Origin of the sequence: Lujinxingia litoralis (assembly GCF_003260125.1) — a bacterium.
Classification (GTDB): domain Bacteria; phylum Myxococcota_A; class Bradymonadia; order Bradymonadales; family Bradymonadaceae; genus Lujinxingia; species Lujinxingia litoralis.
The window spans coordinates 170080-189162 of record NZ_QHKO01000007.1 but is presented as its reverse complement, the minus strand read 5'-3'; the positions used below and the strand labels follow the sequence as shown (position 1 = coordinate 189162).

Here is a 19083-nt window from a genome sequence, read left to right as displayed (position 1 = left end):
AAAACGCGCTCCCATAAAAGGGAGCGCGTTTTTTTGTGCCCGAATTCCGATGATTTGTTCTCCTTGAACTCGCCTTATGGGACTCCCGGTCACCTGCCGGGGGGACTCCCGGTCACCTGCCGGGGGGACTCCCGGTCACCTGCCGGGGGGACTCCCGGTCCGCTCAAACCCGCATATATAAAGGCGATACAACCTACTACCACACGACGGCGGGCATAAAAAAACCGGCCCGAAGGCCGGTTGAGAGTTTCTGACAATAGAACCTCTTCGCAGATAAGCTCCCGGGCTCACCCTGGAGCTCCCTGCGCCTCTCTAAAGCAGGTTGGCGGCCATCTCCGCCAGGTCCGAACGCTCGCCCTTAAAGAGCGTCACGGTGCTCGCCAGCGACTGCCCTTTGAAGCGGTTGACCAGGTAGCTCAACCCGTTGGACTCGCTATCCACGTAGGGATTATCGATCTGGTAGGGGTCGCCGGTGAGCACGATTTTGGTCCCCTCTCCCACGCGCGTCAGGATGGTCTTCACCTCGTGCGGCGTGAGGTTCTGGGCCTCGTCCACGATCATATAGAGGTTGGGCAGCGAGCGACCGCGGATGTAGGTCAGGGGCTCGATCTCGATGATCCCCATGGACTTGAGTTCGTCGGCCCCGCGACCGGAGCGCCGGTCAGTATGGCTGATGCCCATCAGGTACTCCACGTTGTCGAAGATCGGGCGCATCCAGGGATCGAGCTTCTCTTCGACCGTACCGGGCAGGTAGCCCAGGTCTCGGCCCATCGGGATGACCGGTCGGCTGACCAGGAGCTTATGATGGCTGCGCTCCTCGGTCACCTTCTGCAGCCCGGCGGCGATCGCCAGCAAAGTCTTTCCGGTGCCGGCCTTGCCGATCAATGTGACGACGTTGACGCTGTCGTCGAGCAACGCATCCAGCGCAAAGGCCTGCTCGCGATTGCGCGGCCGAATGCCCCAGACATGATCCCGAGCCCGGGCCAGGGGCCGAATGGTCACCTGGCCGCTCTCTGCATCCACCTGAATCTTACCCAGTGTGGTCTGGGGACCGCGAGCGTTGCGCAAGAGGAGATATTCGTTGGTGTAGAAGTGCGTGCCTCGCCCGCGCGCGCCTTCCACCCGGTGCGCGGCCAGCTCCTCCAGCGTGGTGAGCAGCTCCCCGCGCTCGTGGAGCTGATCGATCCAGTCATTGTCGACCTCCAGCTCACTGGAGCCCGGGTAGAGTTCCTGAACCGAGACGACATCCTGCTCCTCATACTTCTCGGCCGCCAGTCCGAGCACATCGGCGCGCACCCGCAGGTTCACATCTTTGGACACAAAGATGCAGGGCACCTCGGGCTCTCGCCGCTGCACCTCCAGGGCGACACTCAGGATGAGGTTGTCTTTTTTGTGGGTATCGAGGAACTCCACCGGTTCTTTGACCCGATCGAAGCTCACCCGCAGCGTGCCGCCCCCGTCCAGGGCCACACCCTGACCGAGATTGCCCCGGCCGCGGTACTCATCGAGGATGCGGCTGATCTCGCGGGCGTTTCGGCCCAGCTCGCTCATATCGCGCTTAAAGGTGTCGATCTCCTCGATCACGTAGATCGGGATGATGACGGTGTTGTCTTCAAAACGAAAGATCGCCCGGGGATCGTGGAGCAAGACGTTGGTGTCGACGACGAAGTTCTTCTTCATGGTTCCTCGGCAATAAGTGGGAGGTCCACATCAACACTTCATGCATACCCAATTCGTCCGGCGACATCTCTCTCATGGTTGTGCGAGCGGTCAGGCGGCCGCCCCGCTGGCGACCTTCTCGCTGTACACCGTGACCTGATTACGACCGTTCTCCTTGGAATGGTAGAGCGCCTGGTCGGCAAGGTCTACCAGCGCGTGTTCGTGCTCGGAATCGGTGGGCCCGATGGCGATGCCCATACTGATGGTGCACTGTAAGAGGCCTTTATCGGTCTCAAATTTCAGCTGGCTGATGGCCACTCGCAGGCGATCGGCCACCAGACGGGCGCCTTCAATATCGGTCTCTTCGAGAATAAGCACGAACTCCTCCCCGCCGTAGCGGGCTGGCATATCAACTTCGCGCATACCCTCGCGGAACACTCGCCCGACCTGCCGCAAGACCTCATCGCCCACCGGATGGCCGTAGGTATCATTGACCGACTTGAAGTGATCGATGTCGGTGAGCACCACCGCGAAGGTGCGTCCGGAGCGCTTATGACGCGCCATCGTATCGGCGAGCCGGGTCTGAAAGGTGCGGCGGTTCGGCAAGCGTGTGAGCGCATCGATGCTCGCCATCTCCTCCATCCGCTCGTAGAGGCGGGCGTTCTGCAAAGTGACGGCGACCTGGTTGGCGATCACCTCCAGCATCTCGCGGCGCTCCGCCGGAAACTGATTGGGCTCGCGGTGCGCGATGACCAGCGTACCCACGGCCTGGTCCTGGACAATCAGCGGCAGCACCATAAGGCTTTTAAGCCCCTGCGCCTTTTGTTTCGGACCGAAGATCACCGCCGATGGATCGCGCAGGTGCCCGCCAAAGGGCAGGTAGTGGCGATTGCTGACTACCATGGATACCAGTCCCTGGTTTGCGGAGAAGTTCACCCGGTCCCAGCCCTCCTCACTGACGACGCCTTCGCCGCTCACTCTGGCCACCTGATGGAGGTTCTGGCCTTCGTCGAAGAGAGTAATGGCGGCGAAATCAAAGGCCACGATCTGCGCCACGCTCTCCAGGGCCACATCATACACCTGATCGGGGGTGAGCACGCCGTTGAGCTTGCGGCTGGCCTCAAAGAAGCGACTCACCTCAAAGCGCGCGCGTTCAATGGTGGCCACCACGCGCTCATTCTCCACCGCACGCATCACGTAGGCGGCGGCATCTTCCACCACCCGGATGTCCTCGGGCTCAAAGGGATAATCGCCCCGACGATCGACGCAGAGGACCCCGCGGAGGTGCCCGTTCTCAATGACCGGCACGCCCAGAAAGTCCGTGACGTCCTGCGGATGGCGGTAGTAGGCCAGCCCGCGAAACCCGGGACGAAGCCCTTTGAGCGCCAGGGTTTCGCGCTGGCGCGTGAGCCCACCGAGCACTCCGCCGGCCGGATCGATGGGGCCGTCGACCAGAGCATCGCTCTGGCTGACGAGCTCTTTGATGCGCAGGCGCTCGTTGCGCACATCGAACCACAACAGCACCACGGTGTGGGCTTTGAGCGCGGTGCTCACAAGCTCCAGGGTCACAAAGATGGTGTGGTGTACGGCATCCACCGCGCCGCGCACGATGAGCTCCTCGGCCTGCCGGCGGTCGACGGCCTCCTGACCGCGTCCGGCGTGAATCAGACGAAACTCGCGGGCCTCCTGGACCATTTTCTCGCGGGCCTGCGTGAGTTCGACCTCCACCTGTTTGCGGCTCTGCTGGGTATGGCGCCCGAGCGTCCGCCAGCACAGGGCGACAGCCCCCAGCATAAGCGCGGTGCGGACCAGGAGCGGGCCCCAGGCCAGTTCGGCCAGGCTGCCGATAAGCGCCGGGTTGAGCTCCCGGGGGTCGGCAGTGCCCAGAAGATGACTTCCCAGCTCCGCGAGTCCCGCCCCGGCCAGGCTGAGCGCCACCGTACGCGCGGAGCGGGTGGCGGCGATCGCAGCGAGCACCAGCACGATCAGGCCGGAGAGCTCCAGGCCCATCCCGGCGCTGAGTCTGGCGAGCATCAGGGCCGCGGCCACCCCTCCCAGTCCAATCGCCATCTCGGCGGGGCCCTGGCGGAGGTTGCGAAACCAGAGGTTCAGCGTGATGAGCAGCGCGGCGAGCACTCCCGCGAGGTTCAGTGCGGGGAGGAGCGCGACGTGGCCCACCACACCAAGCGCGTATCCGGCAAGCAACATCGCGGCCAGCGCCGTCCACCCCCGGCCGGTGGTCGTTGAGGGGCGTCGTGTCACACTTCGGGTGCTCATCGTCGGCCTCCTTAGCCTCTATCTAAGAGCGCGTCGGCCTTCCTGGCCTCTTCGCATGCGCCCTGCCCTACTCCTCGATCCTGGCCGGTGCCATTGGCGAGGCATCCACCACGTCGATGATCTGCTGATGTAAAAGGGGCCCCACATCCTCCGAGATCCACACCACGAGTTCGGCGTGGGGCATCTCCTGACGAAGTTCGGCTAACGCCGGTGCCAGGCCATCGATCTCGACCGGCTTACCCGCCAGCTCGGCCTCCCCTTCCTGAGGCACGCGCAGGCGCACCCGAACCCGGGGGGCTTCTTCGGGGGTTTCAAACTGAAAGATCAATTCATCGGGGCGAGCGAGCCCCACGCGTTCCCGGGCCCGGCGCTCGGCCAGGCGAGGATCATCGCGAAGGGCCACAATCTCGCGCTCCAGGCGCCGATTTTTGTCGGCCAGGTGTTCGTTTTGCTCCTCGAGCTGCGCGAGTTCACCGCGCAACACCTCGAGTTTCTCAACCGAAGGGTGTGTGAGCACGTAGTAGGCAAGCCCGCAGACCACCGCCACAAATGTAAGAATCGCTGCCAGGCGCATCCTGCATCCTCATCGTCAGCGCGCATCCGTGCGCGCCCATGGCCCCAGCCTAGCATCGGGGAACGAGGCGGCAAGAAAACCCCTCGTTCCGAGCGCGTTTACCCCGGGGGGCGCACCGCCATGTGGACCTTTTTAAAGCCCACCTCGCGGGCCGCATCGAGCAGGCGAATCACCACACCGTGCGCGGCTTCTTCGTCACCAAACAGCCAGACGGTGGCCTCGGGCCGCTCGGCGTGGAGCGCGCTCAGGTACTCCTGCGGCGCTTCGACGGCCTGCTCGCTGCCATCCTCGCGTTGCTCAAAAACTGCTCCGCCGGGGGAGACGCGTAGCACGACACGCTCGGGCTCATCGTTCTCCACGCTCTGTCCGCTTGCGGCTTGCGGAAGATCCACGCCGATACGCTCCAGCGGCGAACTCTGCGGGGCGGTCGTCATGACAAAGAAGATCAGGAGGAGAAAGATCACGTCGATAAGGGGCGTCAGCTCCAGGGTGGTTTCCACCCGGCGCCGGCCGTTTCGGGAGGCCCGAAAGTTCATGAGGTGCCCCCTGGCAGTCGTGTCGGCAGGCGAAGGGAAACGTCTGCGGGCTGAGCGGGAGTCACCTCCCAGACAGGTCCGGGAGTCACCTTTAAGGCACGCTGAACCGACGCTCGAAGTGCACGATTTCCAAGCATCCGCGTGTACTTACAAGAACCGGGAGTCACCCCCCAGACAGGTCCGGGAGTCACCTTTGATGCACGCTGAACCGACGCTCGAGATGCACAATTTCTAAGCATCCGCGTGTACTTACAAGAACCGGGAGTCACCTCCCAGACAGGTCCGGGAGTCGCCGTTGAGGCACGCTGAACCGACGCTCGAGATGCACAATTTCTGAGCATCCGCGTGTACTTACAAGAACCGGGAGTCACCTCCCCCGGGAGTCGCAGCGCACCTTCAACGCCCATCACATCGCCTCACTCAGCGTGGGTTCGTCCGCCCCCGACGCTGGCAGCTCGGAGGCTTCGCCGCCGGGGTGGCGGGTCGGCAGGGAGGTCGCCGCCGGCGGCGGGGCCAGCACATCGAGCAAACGCGCGGCGCTTTCTTCGAGCTCCGCAGCCCAGCGATCAACGCGTCCCAACAGGTAGCGGTAGCCCAGGTACAGCGGGATGGCCACGGCCAGTCCGGCGGCCGTGGTGATCAGCGCCTCCCAGATCCCCCCGGCCAAGAGCGTGGGGTCGACCATGCCGCGAGGCGTCGCCTCCTCCACCACCGCGCGAAAGACGCGAATCATCCCGGTCACCGTTCCCAACAACCCAAGCAGCGGCGCCACTGTAGCCAGCGCTCCGACCCCGCCCACGAAGCGCTCCAGAGTGGCGAGCTCTCGCCGACCGCGATCTTCCATGGCCTCGCGGATCGCCGCGCGCTCGGCACCGGCAAAACGCAGGCCTTCGGCGAGCACCGCCTCCAGCGCCGTGGCGCCCGCACAGCTCTCAGCAGCATGGGTCGTGGAGCTACCTGCCCGGGCAATCACCTGGTCGGCCACGCCACGCGGAGCGACCGCCCCGGTGCGCAGCGCAAAAAGACGCTCAAAAAAGAGCGCGGCCCCCACCAGCGACACCAGCGCCACCGGCACAATCATCGGGCCGGCAGCCTCCATAAGCTCCCAGAGTCCGTTCATGCGCCCTTCTCCTGCTCTCGCTCCGCGGTGCCGAGGCGGCCACGGGCCCGGGGCTCATCCTCAAAGAGGGCCGCAAAAAAGCTGTACTCTCCCTGAGCCACGAAATAGGCGGCGATCGCCTCCATCTTCAGCCCGTTGGTCTCCCCGTAGGCCCGAACCCGCGCGCGCAGGCGAGTGCGTCGCTCATAGATGGCCTTTCGCCCCACAAAGAGCACGAGCAGCGCCGCGGTCAACCCGGGCACCCACAAAAGCGCGGAGGTCCACAGATCGAAGAGCGCCGCCAGCGTCGGCAAAAGCAGCAGCGCCACAAAAAAAGGCATCCCACCCAGCCCGTAGAGCCGGGCCACACGCTGGTCGATGTCGCGCACATACCCGCGGTGGGCTTCGGCCTCACCGGCCGTGGATGCGATCGTGGGGTCAGTCATGCTCGATGTCATCGAGGAGTATCCTGGAGTGAAAACGCACAAAGGAGCCGGGAGAATCTCCCGGCGTGGGGGCCCTGTGATACAACAGGAGAGCTGCACAGATGCAAGCCCCGTGGAGAGCCACAACCCACGGCGCCAGGCCAGGCATTCCACGGGCGTCTCCCGGGCAAGCTGGCCACGGCCCCCGGTCCGGCGGTGAGATCCCGGATGGACTTGACAGCGGGGAATGATTCGGCCGGCCCTTTTTTTATGTACTACGAAACGTCGGTGTGCGGCACAAAGCTACTGGCGAGATGCCCGACGATGTTTATCTTTCTCCAAAGGCCTCGCTCACGCATTCCCCCGCTTGAGTCGTTTCAGGCGCGAGGCGCGCAGGCATTGAACGCTGCTGTGAGGTGATACTATGGCGATCGGAGATGAAGTGACCAGCAAGCTCTCCACCAACCCATCCAATATCGATCTGGCCGACGCGTTGCGCCAGTATTCGGAGCGCGCAGGCGCCCGAGTCGATCAAGACGACAATTTTCAGCAGCGCTACCTGCTCGATTTCACGCTGACCGGGTTTGAGGATATTCACGCCCACGTCAACCTGGGCGTTCATGTCACCGGCACGGTCGACAACCTGGAGGAGCAGCAGACCTTTATTCAGGCGGCCCGGCGCGGCATTGTTCTCAAAGCGATCTACATCGAGCTGGCCGACACCTCGCTGAGCACCGGCGGGCTGCTGGTGGCATTCGGAGCCTGCCTCTCGTTCCTCTTTGATCGGCGCTACGCCCAGGTCAAAGCCATCGGCATCCGCGTCAACGAGGACTGCTCCTTCCACTTCTTCGATCTCGAAGAAAATGTCGAGCGCCTCCAGCGCATGTCCTTCGACGACGAACTCGACATCGGTCAGGATATGGGCGGACGCGTCATCGCCTACTTCACCGACAAGGGGTTCGGCTTTATTCAGACTGACGATGAGCGCAAGTTCTTCTTCCACATCGCCAACGTCGTCGATGATGACCTCCGCGCACGCCTGCCGGCCTACGTCCCCGGGGAGGTGATCCCGGTCGACTTCCAGTACGGCGGCAACGACGGCAAAAAGTATCCCAAGGCCATCAACGTCGCGCTCCCCGATGGTGTCCACGCCAACGGGCACTGAAGCGGAAACTCAGCGCCAGTAACCTTCGATCACCTCAGCCTGCCAGTGTTGGCAGGCTGAGGTGCTCTGGCGAGGCTCGGCGTTTGCCACCGCCCGGGCGCCGACGCTGGCCTGGCGAGTTCGCACGCGTTCCATCCTTCCGTCAACGAGCTGGCAGGTGAGTTCCACCACCAGCCCGCGGACGCTCTTTTGGGCCCAGTTCCGCACCTGCACCAGGGTCTCTGTGCGGGCTCCGCGCGCCGCCAGGCCCCGCTCCATGACAAGCTGGAGGGAGAGCCAGGGGCGCAGATCGGCGCTCTGATTCTCGAAGTCGGCGTGGGGGGTGAGTTCGACCACCCCGTGCAAATGATCCATGTTCATGCGAAAGCGCTGCAGCACATTGAGCCCCAGCAGTCCCACGATGGGTTTTGCGCGGTAGTGACCAAAGCCGCACTCATCGCAGATCGTATAGCTCACGTTCCGCAGCGTGTGGTCGCCCAGCTTAAGCGTCTCCATCAATCCGAAGCGCGCCGGGCGAAGTCCGCCGGCCGTCTGCATCAGCGTGGTTGGCGCACCTTCGGGCGGCGTCACGCGCGCCTGCCGCGCGATGCCCGCGGTCAGGGTCGTGTAGCTCGCCCCGGTGTCGAGCACAAAATAGACGTCCACGTGCCCGATCTTTGCCGGAACCAGCACGGACGCGCCATTTCTCTCAAAGGTCAAGCGCAGCGTCCGCGTGCCCACGCCTCCGGGAGCCGAAGCCTCTCCATGTTCAATCGTCACCGGAGATGAGAACACCGTCCCGGGCTCATCGCCTTCACTCCCCTCCAACGCCATGTCAGAGATGCCCGGAATGACAATCGCTTCCCGCGACCCACTTCCGGCTTCGATGACGATCCCCCCCGGGGACTCCCGGTCAGGGGACTCCCGGTCAGGGGACTCCCGGTCATCTGAAGACACTGAAAACACTTGCGTTTTCGTCACGCCATTATCTCCTTCCCCGGGCTCGCTCGCGGCGGCATTTCCCCCTGAGAAGGCCAGGCAGATCGCCAGCACGAGCGCGTGTTTGCGCGTGGGAAAGTTCGACACGTGGGGCTCCGCTGTGCTAGGGCTCGCTCGATGAAGAGCGCGACGATTCTTAATCTTCGGCGGGGACTGACCGGTGCAACAGCGCTACTGCTCTGCTGCCTCTTTTCGCTGAGCGCACTCGCCGCCGAAAGCGCTCCACCGGCAGCCGAGCTTACCAGAGCCCGCCAGCTCGCGCATGCCACCGGCCTGGCGGTCGTCGCCACGGCACAACAAGAGACGACCCGTGCCAGCCTGAGCCCGCGGGCCGCGTCGCTGGTCTCGCGCTCCGCGGAGGAAGCCTGGAGCGTGGACCAGTTGCTCACAGCCCTAGACTTTCAGCCGCCGACAACGTGCCTGGCGCTGCACCACGCCGACCGGCGGCGAGAGCGCACCGCACGCTGGCGTGAAGCCGTGCGATTGCTCTCACTGACCCACCCCGAGGCGCTGCACCGCTGGGTCCTGGGGCAGGAGCGACCTCCGCAGGCCGCGCTCCAGGAAGCCTCAAGCCAACTTCGCTGCCTGATCGCGGCCATGATCGCCGCCAGCGCTGAGCCCGACCACGGATTTCGCCTCTTCCCACGCATCCGCGACCACTTCGGCGGACGTGTTGCCTCCGAGCACGACCTCGCCAGACTCACCGACCAGGATCCCCGCTGGCTCACCCGCGCGGTAAGCGCGCTGTTGCGCTCAGACTACCGCGATCTGGGGTCTCAGGGCTTTATCTGGTACCGCAAGATGCGCTTTACCGGACGCACCTTCAACAAAGTCTCCACCGCCGCCGGGGAACGCTGCGGACTGGCCCCCGGGCAGACCTGGAAGCCTGAAAGCCCGCGTCATCAACGCTGCTGGTTCGATGAACTCAACGGTGCCGAGCGCGAGCAGGAGATCATCCAGGCCAGCGCCGCCCCGGGCCTCTCCCGCCATCACTGGGGAACGGAATTCGACATCCTGGGGCTCAACCCCCGGCTCTTCACCGAGGAGGGCCCCCTCTTTGAGGCCTGGCAGTGGCTGGACGGGCAGGCGCTGGACTATGGTTTTTTCCAACCCTTTGGTCACCACGCTGAGCTGGGCGGGTTCGCCCACATGGAAGAGCGCTGGCACTGGTCGTACTACCCGGTTGCCCAGGCCCTCTGGGAACATCTTTTGGAGCACGAGAGGACCTTTGAGCCGGTCCTTCACGCACTCTGGACCCACTTAGAGCGTCGCTGGGGCACCCGCCAGGTGCATTACTTCGACCATATGCGCGCCCACTGGCGCGACTACCTCTTCCGCGTCGAGGTCCCCGCCCTCCCGGCAGCATTGCCCTGAGCGTCGGGGCGCTTATCACTCCTGACGCTCGCCAGCTCTTTTGCCCCCCCCCCCCTTTCTTCCGAGGCTCGATGATGGCTGCACGATGGTCCCGCGCCAGCGCTCCCCTGCGGGTCGCGCCCCTGATGCTCCTTGCGCTGAGCAGCTGCGCGCCTCGCGCCGCCCTCCTGGACAGCCCGCTGGTCGCCGAGCTGCACGCCGGACAAGAAAGCGGCCTGGCGAGCTTTGATCACCGCCCTCTGGATGCGCTCCTCAAGACGCACGTCAACCCCGAAACCGGAACCGTCGACTACCACGGGCTCCAGCAGCAGGAGCCCGTGCTCGACAGCTACCTCCACACCATCGCCGCGGCCGACGCCGCCACATTGAACCAGGACGAGCAACTCGCGCTCCTGCTCAATGCCTACAACGCCTACACGCTCAAACTCATCCTGGACCATCTTCCGGTCGACTCGATCCGCGACATCGACAACCCCTGGACAAGCTCCCGCTATCCGGTGGCCGGGTACACGCTGAGCCTCGACGAGATCGAACACGGGCTGATTCGTCCCCTCTACCAGGATCCCCGCATTCACTTTGCCGTGAACTGCGCCGCCCGCAGCTGCCCTCACCTGGCCGCCGAGGCCTTCACCGGCGCAGACCTCAACGCCCAGCTCGACGCCCGCACCCGCGCCACCCTGAGCGACCCGAAGTTCGTCCATGTTGACGACGGGGAGCTGAAGCTGACCAAAATCATGGATTGGTACGGACGCGACTTTGTCGACCCGGCCTTTCGGGGGAGCACCCGAACCCTGGCCCGCTACGTCGAGGTCTACGCCTCCGATGAGGTGCGCGCCTTCATTCAGGAGCACGAGGGTGACCCGGCGATCAGCTTTCTGGACTACGACTGGTCCCTCAATATCCGCTGAACTCGCCCCCCTGTTTTGGACACAAAAAAACCGCCGGGCCTCATCGGCCGGCGGTTTTTTTTAGTCTTACGTCAGGCGCTTAGCCCATCGCTGCTCAGTAGCTTCCGGAGAGGCCCAGGCCGATGGAACTCTGGTTGGTGGCCGCCCCGTTGAAGTTCCAGAAGGGAAACACAAAGGACTTCTGATCCGGGGTGCGCGGGCCGCCGAAGGTTGAAGCGCTCAGGCTGGCCGAGAGCCAATCGGTGACCGGGTAGCCCAGCGAGATGGAGCCGGAAGCTCCCTGACCGGCGCAGCCCAGACCGCGACACTCGTACTGAGAGCTGAACTCATCAGACTCATTGACGCGATAGGCCCAGGAGGTGCGCAGGTTGTAGCTCACACTGGCGCTGAGCTTGTTGGGGAAACTCATCGACGCGGAGAGCCCGGTGCCCAGCGAATAGGGCGTGTTGATCCCGCCCACCGCGAAGAGCCCGGGCGCCACCGCCTCGCTACCATCGTAGCGGTAGATCGCGTTCTCTTCCCCGATGTCGTCGATCTCAATGACCGGCGAGGTGTAGCGGTGGAAGGTGCGCGAGCCGCTCAGGGAGGCGCCGATGGTCAGACGCTTGAAGAAGGTCTTCGACGCGCTCAGCCCGAGCGAGCTTGAGAGGAGCATCGTCGCCACCTGAGAGGTGCGGCTGGTCGGCAGTGAGATCGAGAGCGAGGGGCGAAGCGAGACGCCGATGGCATCAAAGGACCAGCCCTTCCACCCGGCGCTCAACCCGAGATCGCCGAGGCGAGTCTCGTAGGGACCGTTCATCCCGTTGTTGGGCGTAAGCCCCTGGCTAAAGCCCAGGTTACCCGAGAAGTTGAAATCACCGACGCTGTAGCTGGGGCTGATTCCAAAACGCATGCTCACGCGATTGTACGCGCCGCTGCCGTCGTGGACCTCATCGGCCCAGGGCGAGTCGTTGGCGACGCGCACAAAGGTGCCCTGCCCCACCGAAAACCCGAGAGAAGCACCGATCGACCAGGGCTTATCATCCCTGCCACTGTCTTTCCCCAGCAGCTCATCGAGCTCCGCATCGAGCTCATCCTGGGCAGCCTCTTCCAGCTCTTTGGCTGCACTCTCTTCGGCTTCAGCGACCTCCACCGGAGCGCTCTCGGCGTTCTCCGATGCGTCGGGGGTATTGGACTGGGCGAACGCCGGGGCGCTGAAAAGGATCAGCGCGGCCGCGGTGGTGCTGGCGAGCGCTCTGGAGTTCGGGACCATCGTCTATCTCTCAGGTGAGTCGTTATCTTTCATCGGCGCCGGGCCTGGGGGCAGTGTCATACACCGAGCCGACAACATTTGCACGCGAGACGGGTTGGTGCAAGGAACATTCCAGCGATCGAGGTGTGCGTAAGCTATCAATTTTTTTGACGGTCCGGCCTCCTGCCGTAGCCTGAGGACGTTCCACGGCGGCACACCGCCCAACCGGTCTTCGGGCTGGTTCGGCAGCGTCACTCAAGGAGGAGCGACGCCCCCGACGGACTCGATGCGCAGGGATGCGTTGACGATACGAGTTGCCCCGTGCGGACGCCATCAAGAGGAAGCGCCGCCCTGGCGAATCGGCCCCATGGAATGGGCCCGTTGCCCGAGGCGCCACCATCCAAGGAGCGGATCATGAGCGCACTGCCTGTTAATCTGGAACGTCGTCGCAAGCGCAGCACCCAGACCATCACCGCGCTGACGTTGCAACTCGAACACATCTTTGAGCGCGAGCACCTGCGCAACTTCACCCTGGGCGACAGCCGCGGGCTGGTCATCGCCCAGGCCGGCGATTCGGCCGAGTCGGACATCCTGGCGGCCTACGCGCCGCTGCTCTGCCGCAGCACCGAGAAGGGGCACCGCGAGCGCATTCTGGCACGGATGCCCCAGTTTGTGCCGGGCATTGAAAGCGATGCCATCCACGTGAAGAGCTTTGAGGTCGATGGCGAGCCCCTCTTTCTGACGATCGTCGGCCAGCCCGGCGTCTACCGACACGTGGGCATGTACCGCGCGGTTACCGGCGTGCGGCGCATTCTGGGGCAGATTCCCCCGGCCTAAGCCCCCCGCAGCATCGATCCACCACACGCGCCTGTCGCCTCCCGAGGTTTCGCCTCAGGAGGTGGAGGCGCGTTCGTCGATCAGGGCCTCCACGCGGGCGCGATCGCCCTCCAGCTCCAGCTCCCGGTAGATGTCGCGGGCGCGCTGCCACAGGGCGCGGGCCTCCGCGGCGTGGCCGGCCTCGGCGCGAAGCCGAGCCAGACGCTCCAGGGGCTGCGCGTAGTCGAGATCCGGAACCGGGAAGCGCGCCGAAAGCTCGAGCACGCGTCCCATCGATTCGCCATCCTCGTCTTCGCCCCGCAACGCGCGCACCAGCGCCAGGTTGTACTCCACGCCGGCCTGCAAATAGGGGTATTCCTCGTGGGCCACCCGCTCGCGGGCGGCCAGCAGGTAGTCGCAGGCCGCGGCGTAATCGTTGAGTGCGATCGAGGTCAGCCCCAGGTTGGTGTACACCAGCGCCACATCGAGCTCCGCGCCGATGCTCTGGTAGGTGGCCAGCGCCCGGTCGTAGAAGCGACGTGCCGCGTCGTAGCTGTCGCGAAAGCGGGCCACGTCGCCCAGGCCGTTGTAACACTGACCGGCCCCGCGGCGATCTCCCAGGGCCTCGTAGCGTCGCAACGCACGCTGATAGAGTTCCTCGGCCTCATCGAAGGTCTTTTGAAAGCGCGCCAGCTGCGCCAGGCTCAAGAGGTTGCGGGCGATCTCAACAGGTTGCTCCGCGCGCTGACTCATGGCCATCGAGCGCCCGTAGAGTTCACGGGCCTGCTCCCCATCGCCCTGAATGCGGGCGACCTCCCCCAGGATCCACAACGATCGGGCCACGCCGGCGTCATCGCCGCGGGCCTGAGCACCCAGCAACGCCTCCCGGGCCAGCGCCACGGCCTCGGGGTAGCTGCCGCGATGCCAGGCCACCCGCGCCAGGCCGCGAGAGGCATGGTCACGCATCGGCGCGAGCTCCGCGCGCGTGGCAACCTCATCGCGCACCCGTCGAAACGCCCAGTGGGCGGCCTCAAAGTCTCCACGCTGCCAGGCGATGTGCCCCAGCCCCAGCCAACTCCCGGCCAGCGCGGTGAGCGCACGGGCATCCGGCGCATCACTGGGGCCCACCAGACGCACCACCCGACGGTAGCATCCCTCGGCGTCGGGAAACTCACCGAACCCCTCGTAAAGATCTCCCAGGCGCATCAGCGTATCGACGTAATCGGCGCCGCTCAGGCCCAGCTCCCGCGCGCGGGCATCCAGACGCGCCAACCCGGGGGGCTCCGAGGCGGTATCAAGCCCCAGCAGCTCGTCCATGATCAACAGCGCCTGGCTGTAGGCTCCGGCGGCCTGGCGCAGCATGGCCGCTCCCGAGGCTGTGCGCCCGGCGCGCATGTACCAGCCCAGCGCGCGTTCCAGTTCGCGGGCGGCATGCCAGTGCGCCGCGATCTCGGCGGCATACGCATCGACGCGCTCCGCGTACACCTCTTCGCGGGCCAGGGCGGCCATGCGGTGCAGGCGTCGCGCGCGAAACGCGCCACCGATCTGGCGAAGAAAATAGTCGCGCAAGAGCCCGTGACTAAACGCGTACCAGTCCTCGCGACGCCCGTGGCTCTCAATGAGCACGCCCTCGCTCAGGAGATGATCGAGGTCCTCGTCAAACCAACGCAGGCGCTCGGCGTCGCCCTCGCGCTCGATCATCGACCGGAGCACCTCGTAGGTAAAGCGCGGCCCGGCAATCGCCGCGCGCCGCAAGAGTTCCCCGAGCTGGCCCTGACGGTGGTAGCGGGCTTCGATCTGCTGGAGGCGCACCTCAAAGAGCCCGCCCAGACTGGGCGGCACCGCCTCGCGCACTGCGTCCACATCGGCCGTGGCCCAACGCTCGCCATCGCGTCGGATCAGCCCTTCGTCTCGCAGGTAGCGCAGCAAGAGCACCAGGTGCAGGGGGTTGCCGCCGGAGCGCTCAAAGATCACCCGGGTTAAGCGTTCATCGACCGGGAGCATCAGGCGAATAAGTTCGTAACCGCTGTCCGGTGCCAGACGGCCCAGTTTCATTCGCTCAACCGACTCCCCGACATAGCGATTCAGGGCATGAAACCGGCGCTCCAACGCGGGGTTCTCACTCATGTCCTCGGAGCGAATCGTGCAGATCACCATCAGCGGGATCGCGCGGTGACGCAGCTCCACGGCCAGAAAATCCAGAAAATCTCCCAGCTCTCGCCCCGCCCAGTGCACGTCGTCCAAAATGATGAGCCGCGGGCGGCGGGTGGCCGCCCGCTCCAACACGCGAAGGATGGTGGCAAAGAGGGTGGTCGGCGCGACCGCGGCCGGCGTCTCGCGCACCGCGCTATGCGGTCCGGCCGGCCGCATAAAATCCGCCAGGATGCGCGCATCGATGCCATCATCATGCCCCCACCTGGCGAGCCAGGCGCTCACCCGCGTCTGAACTTCGGCGCGGGGCTGACCGCGGGTGCCAAAGACGCTGTCGAGCACTTCCTGAAGCCCGCGTAACCCCTCGGTGCCGCCCCGGGTGAAGGCGCCGATATGTCCGTGCAAAATCCCCCGTTCTTCGGCCTGCTCCTTGAGCCACATCGTGAGGCGAGTTTTGCCCACGCCGGCCTCTCCCTCCATCAAAATGATCTGGCCGCGCTGGGTCTCTCGCACGGCACCGGCGATCTCCTGGAGGTGCTGTCGCTCCCGGGGGCGCCCAACAAAGGGAAGTTGTTTAATGCCGGCGACCCCGGCATTAAGCGCCTGGAGATCGGCCTGCTCCGCGGTCGGGAACTCGGGGCTCGGGCTGCTCGGCACCGGGGGGGGCAGCGGATCGCGAAGCGCACCGGAGCGACGTCGACCCACGATGCTCTCCTCCAGCGTCACCGGGAGCTGCCCCTCAGCGCTGACATCACCGGCCAGCGCCGGAGGAAAGGTGTGAATGAGCGGATCACCGGCCAACTCGGCCTGCAGGGCCTTAAGCTGCACGCGCATCTCCCCGGCCGAGGGCCAGCGCCGCGCCGGGGACTTCGCCAGCGCACGTGACACAAAGGCCTCCAGCGCCACCGGAAGGGGCAAGCCGGAGCGCGCAACCATCGGCGGAATCGGGTCATGCACGTGCATCGCCATCACCGCCAGTCCCCGCTCCTGAGCAAAAGGCGGACGTCCGCACATCAATTCGTAGAGAATCAGCCCCACATTGTAGAGATCGGTCCGCGGGGTCAGAGCCCGTTCGCCGGCGGCCTGCTCCGGGCTCATATAGCGCGGCGTCCCCACCACCTCGCCATGCGCCGTCTCCCGCGGGTCGGCGTCGGTAAGCACCGTGGCGATGCCAAAATCCACCAGTTTGAGCGTTCCCAGCCGCTCCGGGATCGAGGCGCCGACGACCATGAGGTTGGAAGGCTTTAAGTCACGGTGGATCACGCCGCGGGCATGCGCGTGTGCGAGCCCGGCCAGGAGCTGGTCCGTAAGCTCCAGAATCAGCGCCAACGAGAGCCCCTGACGGATAAGATCGGTGACGACCAACCCCTCCAGCAGTTCCATGGCGATGAACATGCGACCATCGGGATCGACCCCATGGTCGTGAACCGCGGCCACATTGGGATGCATCAGGCGACTGGCGGCGCGGGCCTCGCGGGAGAAGCGCCGGCGCAGGTGGGGCAACGTGGCCACCTCCGGCTTGAGCAGCTTCAGGGCAACCGGGCGCCGGGCGACCAGGTCCTGCGCCCGCCAGATCGTACCCACGCCCCCCTCACTGAGCAGCACATCGAGGCGATAGCGCCCATCGACGATCTGAGGAGAGGTCGAATGTTGCGGATCGTCGGAGTACATAGAGGCTGGGTCCTGAAAATAACCGGAGGGGTTCTGGCGAGCGCCGTCTATCGCGAAGCGCGCCCGGGGTCAAACCCGATGATGCATCCCCGACGAAGTCGTCACGAAGAGTTACGATGGAGCCCCCCCCGACGACCGGTGCACTCAGTCGAGCACGTTGAGTTTGGTCAGGTTCAGTCCGCCGGTGTAGGCATAGGAGACGTAGTTGTCGTAGCCGTAGACCACCAGCCCCAGCGGCACCAGGCTCTCAATGGTCTGAGGACCGGGCTCCAGCGGGATATGCGCGCGCATGCGACTGTTGTCGTCCATGATCTCGGCGTCGAATGCCATCGGGTCGATCTCTTCGCCGTTAAGCGTAAGGGTGAAGCCGGGGGCCATGGTGACCATCGCGTAGCTCTGAAAATAGGTCGGTGGCGCCAGAAAGGAGTAGTCGGTGCGATACTGCTCCTCGGGGGGCAAGAGGAAGAAGCTCGGATCCCCGGCGCGATCCTCCCAGTTGACCTGCTCATACACGGTGTTCTGCCCACTCAAAAAGGCCCCCACCGCGATCGGACGGCTGGCCAACACGCGGAACATGTGCCGGGTACCAAATTCACAGCTCTCGCCGGCATTGAGCACGAAGCTGCCGGTGGCCGGAGCGCTGGAGAAGCTCGCGCAGCCCGGCACCGACTCGCCGGAGGGCTGCAAGACGGCAGGCGGTCGCAGATCCATACCGGTCTGAATCAGGGTGTCATTTTCGCTGGCCACGAACTTCCAGTAGGTGGCCTCGCGAGAGCCCGCCGGAGGATCGGGATTTCGAAGTTTAAGTGGCGAGGCAATAAAGATGGTCCCCCAGGTCTCCAGCGGAAAGAGCTGACTCTCCAGGTGATCGCAGGCCGACCAGGTGTAGGGCACATTGGCGCAGCTGTGCCCGCTAAACACCGAGACCGGCTTGGAGGCCTCCACCCGCGCCCCGCTCAAATCTTCGACGGGCCCAACCCCGCGCCCCCCCAGGTTGAAGACCTCAAAGGGCTGCAAGGTAAAAGTAATGCGACCGCTCTCATCGGGCCCGGAGACGCGTTCGGGCTCGGTGATGGCGAAGATCAGGTCGTCGTAGGTTTTGTCGGCATCGGCCGGCGCGCGCAGCTGCACCGTAACGTCAGTCTCCTCGTCGAGCGCGATGACGCTGAGCGTGGCGGGCCGGGGCACAGACAAGCTCTCCGTGGAGGCATTGGCCCACACGGTCTGCCCCAGATACATGTAATTTTCGGTGAGTGCGCCCCGGGGAAGGAGCAGGCTGGCGTCATTGGTGTAGTTGTAATTACAGCAGAAAGGATTGAACTGATAGGCAACCACCGGCTCCGACGAGACCACCCGATAGGCGAAGGGCCGAATGGAGGTGGCGCGCCGCGGGATGGTGCGGTTGGGCAGGAGCAGGGTCATGGTGCTGTTGGGAGGAAGTTCCACCTGATCGATGGGCCCGCTCAGCGGCTGCCCCACCCGCCCGCCATCCGCATCGACAACTTCTGAATAGACGGTGACGCGCTCCTCACCAGGAAACTCTCGCCCGGGGATGACCTCGCGAGAGGTCACAAACTGAGCATGCTCCTCGGGAGCCGCCCACACGCTGATCCGCGCGCTGATAAGGGGGTCGGTATTGGCCAGGACCACCGCAAATGGAGCACGCTCGTCCTCATCGTCGAGGATCGCGCCTGTCTCACTCTGGTAGAGTTCGGAGTTTTCAAGCTCCACCGCCCAGTACTCGCAACCGATATACGAGCTGGTCTGCTCGGCGAGTTGGCAGCGGTTCAGGCACACCCCCCGCTGGCAGCGGGTGCCCGGGGCACAGGCTTCGGCGTTCTCAAAGGCGTAATCATCGCCTTCGGGTCGGCAGACCTGAGGCTGGCTCTCCGAGACGCATCGACGGGTATTGGGCCGACAGTTCACCTCCACACACGCGCCCTCGCGACAAAGCGAACTCGCCGGACACTCCACAAGCCGAGTGCTCGCGCCGTCTTCGGCGCAGACCTCACGTGAGGGGCTCTCGGGTCCCGGACACCCCAGAATCTCACCAGGGGTGCAGGCAAAGGCGACATCAGGCCCGTCGGGTCGTTGCGCATCGACGTCATCTGGGGCCTGAGCGACGTCGTCGCAGGCAGAGAGTGCGTAGAAGGCAAAAGCGAGCAGCGCGAGCGATCTCCGGGGGAGCATACCGGGTCCTACAGCAGGGCGCGCCGAGC

The 19083-nt window shown here is 64.9% G+C and carries 14 protein-coding genes; 4 read left to right on the top strand and 10 right to left on the bottom strand.

Features of this window, described 5'->3' with window-relative positions; genetic code table 11:
- Positions 1-312: 312 nt before the first annotated feature.
- The 6 genes from DL240_RS14995 to DL240_RS14970 all read right to left on the bottom strand — a co-directional run bounded on the left by DL240_RS14995 (position 313) and on the right by DL240_RS14970 (position 6591).
- Positions 313-1680: a PhoH family protein gene (locus DL240_RS14995; RefSeq protein WP_111730708.1), complete on the bottom strand. Its 1368-nt coding sequence runs from the start codon at positions 1678-1680 to the stop codon at positions 313-315.
- Positions 1681-1770: 90 nt separating this feature from the next.
- On the bottom strand, positions 1771-3936 hold the full coding sequence (locus DL240_RS14990) for a sensor domain-containing diguanylate cyclase (RefSeq protein WP_111730707.1): 2166 nt from the start codon (positions 3934-3936) through the stop codon (positions 1771-1773).
- 67 nt (positions 3937-4003) lie between these two features.
- Positions 4004-4510: an FtsB family cell division protein gene (locus DL240_RS14985; protein WP_111730706.1), complete on the bottom strand. Its 507-nt coding sequence runs from the start codon at positions 4508-4510 to the stop codon at positions 4004-4006.
- A 98-nt stretch (positions 4511-4608) separates the two neighbouring features.
- Entirely contained in the window at positions 4609-5046 is a 438-nt protein-coding gene (locus tag DL240_RS14980) for an ExbD/TolR family protein (protein WP_111730705.1), read from the bottom strand.
- A 406-nt stretch (positions 5047-5452) separates the two neighbouring features.
- Positions 5453-6166, bottom strand: coding sequence for a MotA/TolQ/ExbB proton channel family protein (locus DL240_RS14975; protein ID WP_111730704.1), 714 nt, complete (start codon positions 6164-6166; stop codon positions 5453-5455).
- A complete protein-coding gene (locus DL240_RS14970; protein ID WP_146618324.1) occupies positions 6163-6591 on the bottom strand; it encodes a hypothetical protein in 429 nt (142 codons plus the stop codon). Before DL240_RS14970 ends, DL240_RS14975 begins: the two co-directional genes overlap by 4 nt.
- Positions 6592-6994: 403 nt before the next feature.
- Here DL240_RS14970 and DL240_RS14965 point away from each other — a divergent pair, with 403 nt between their 5' ends.
- Positions 6995-7735 carry a cold shock domain-containing protein gene (locus DL240_RS14965; RefSeq protein WP_111730702.1) on the top strand — a complete coding sequence of 247 codons (741 nt, stop codon included), beginning with the start codon at positions 6995-6997 and terminating at the stop codon, positions 7733-7735.
- 9 nt (positions 7736-7744) lie between these two features.
- Here the strand turns inward: DL240_RS14965 and DL240_RS14960 are convergent, their stop codons facing one another.
- Positions 7745-8695: a retropepsin-like aspartic protease family protein gene (locus tag DL240_RS14960; RefSeq protein WP_146618323.1), complete on the bottom strand. Its 951-nt coding sequence runs from the start codon at positions 8693-8695 to the stop codon at positions 7745-7747.
- 135 nt (positions 8696-8830) lie between these two features.
- On the opposite strand from DL240_RS14960, the gene DL240_RS14955 reads away from it, so the two are divergent.
- Together DL240_RS14955 and DL240_RS14950 are read left to right on the top strand one after the other, a co-directional pair.
- Positions 8831-10087 carry a D-alanyl-D-alanine carboxypeptidase family protein gene (locus DL240_RS14955; protein ID WP_111730700.1) on the top strand — a complete coding sequence of 419 codons (1257 nt, stop codon included), beginning with the start codon at positions 8831-8833 and terminating at the stop codon, positions 10085-10087.
- A 74-nt stretch (positions 10088-10161) separates the two neighbouring features.
- Positions 10162-10995 (top strand): DUF547 domain-containing protein, encoded by an 834-nt coding sequence (locus DL240_RS14950; RefSeq protein WP_158542608.1) that lies wholly within the window; start codon positions 10162-10164, stop codon positions 10993-10995.
- Positions 10996-11089: 94 nt separating this feature from the next.
- Here the strand turns inward: DL240_RS14950 and DL240_RS14945 are convergent, their stop codons facing one another.
- On the bottom strand, positions 11090-12247 hold the full coding sequence (locus DL240_RS14945) for a hypothetical protein (protein WP_111730698.1): 1158 nt from the start codon (positions 12245-12247) through the stop codon (positions 11090-11092).
- A 393-nt stretch (positions 12248-12640) separates the two neighbouring features.
- On the opposite strand from DL240_RS14945, the gene DL240_RS14940 reads away from it, so the two are divergent.
- The gene (locus DL240_RS14940) at positions 12641-13063 is read left to right on the top strand and encodes a hypothetical protein (RefSeq protein WP_111730697.1); all 423 of its coding nucleotides are present in this window, start codon (positions 12641-12643) and stop codon (positions 13061-13063) included.
- A 54-nt stretch (positions 13064-13117) separates the two neighbouring features.
- Here DL240_RS14940 and DL240_RS14935 read toward each other — a convergent pair whose 3' ends face one another.
- Both DL240_RS14935 and DL240_RS14930 read right to left on the bottom strand, forming a co-directional pair.
- Positions 13118-16864, bottom strand: coding sequence for a serine/threonine-protein kinase (locus DL240_RS14935; RefSeq protein ID WP_111730696.1), 3747 nt, complete (start codon positions 16862-16864; stop codon positions 13118-13120).
- Positions 16865-17008: 144 nt separating this feature from the next.
- Positions 17009-19054, bottom strand: coding sequence for an IgGFc-binding protein (locus DL240_RS14930; protein ID WP_111730695.1), 2046 nt, complete (start codon positions 19052-19054; stop codon positions 17009-17011).
- Positions 19055-19083: the final 29 nt, after the last annotated feature.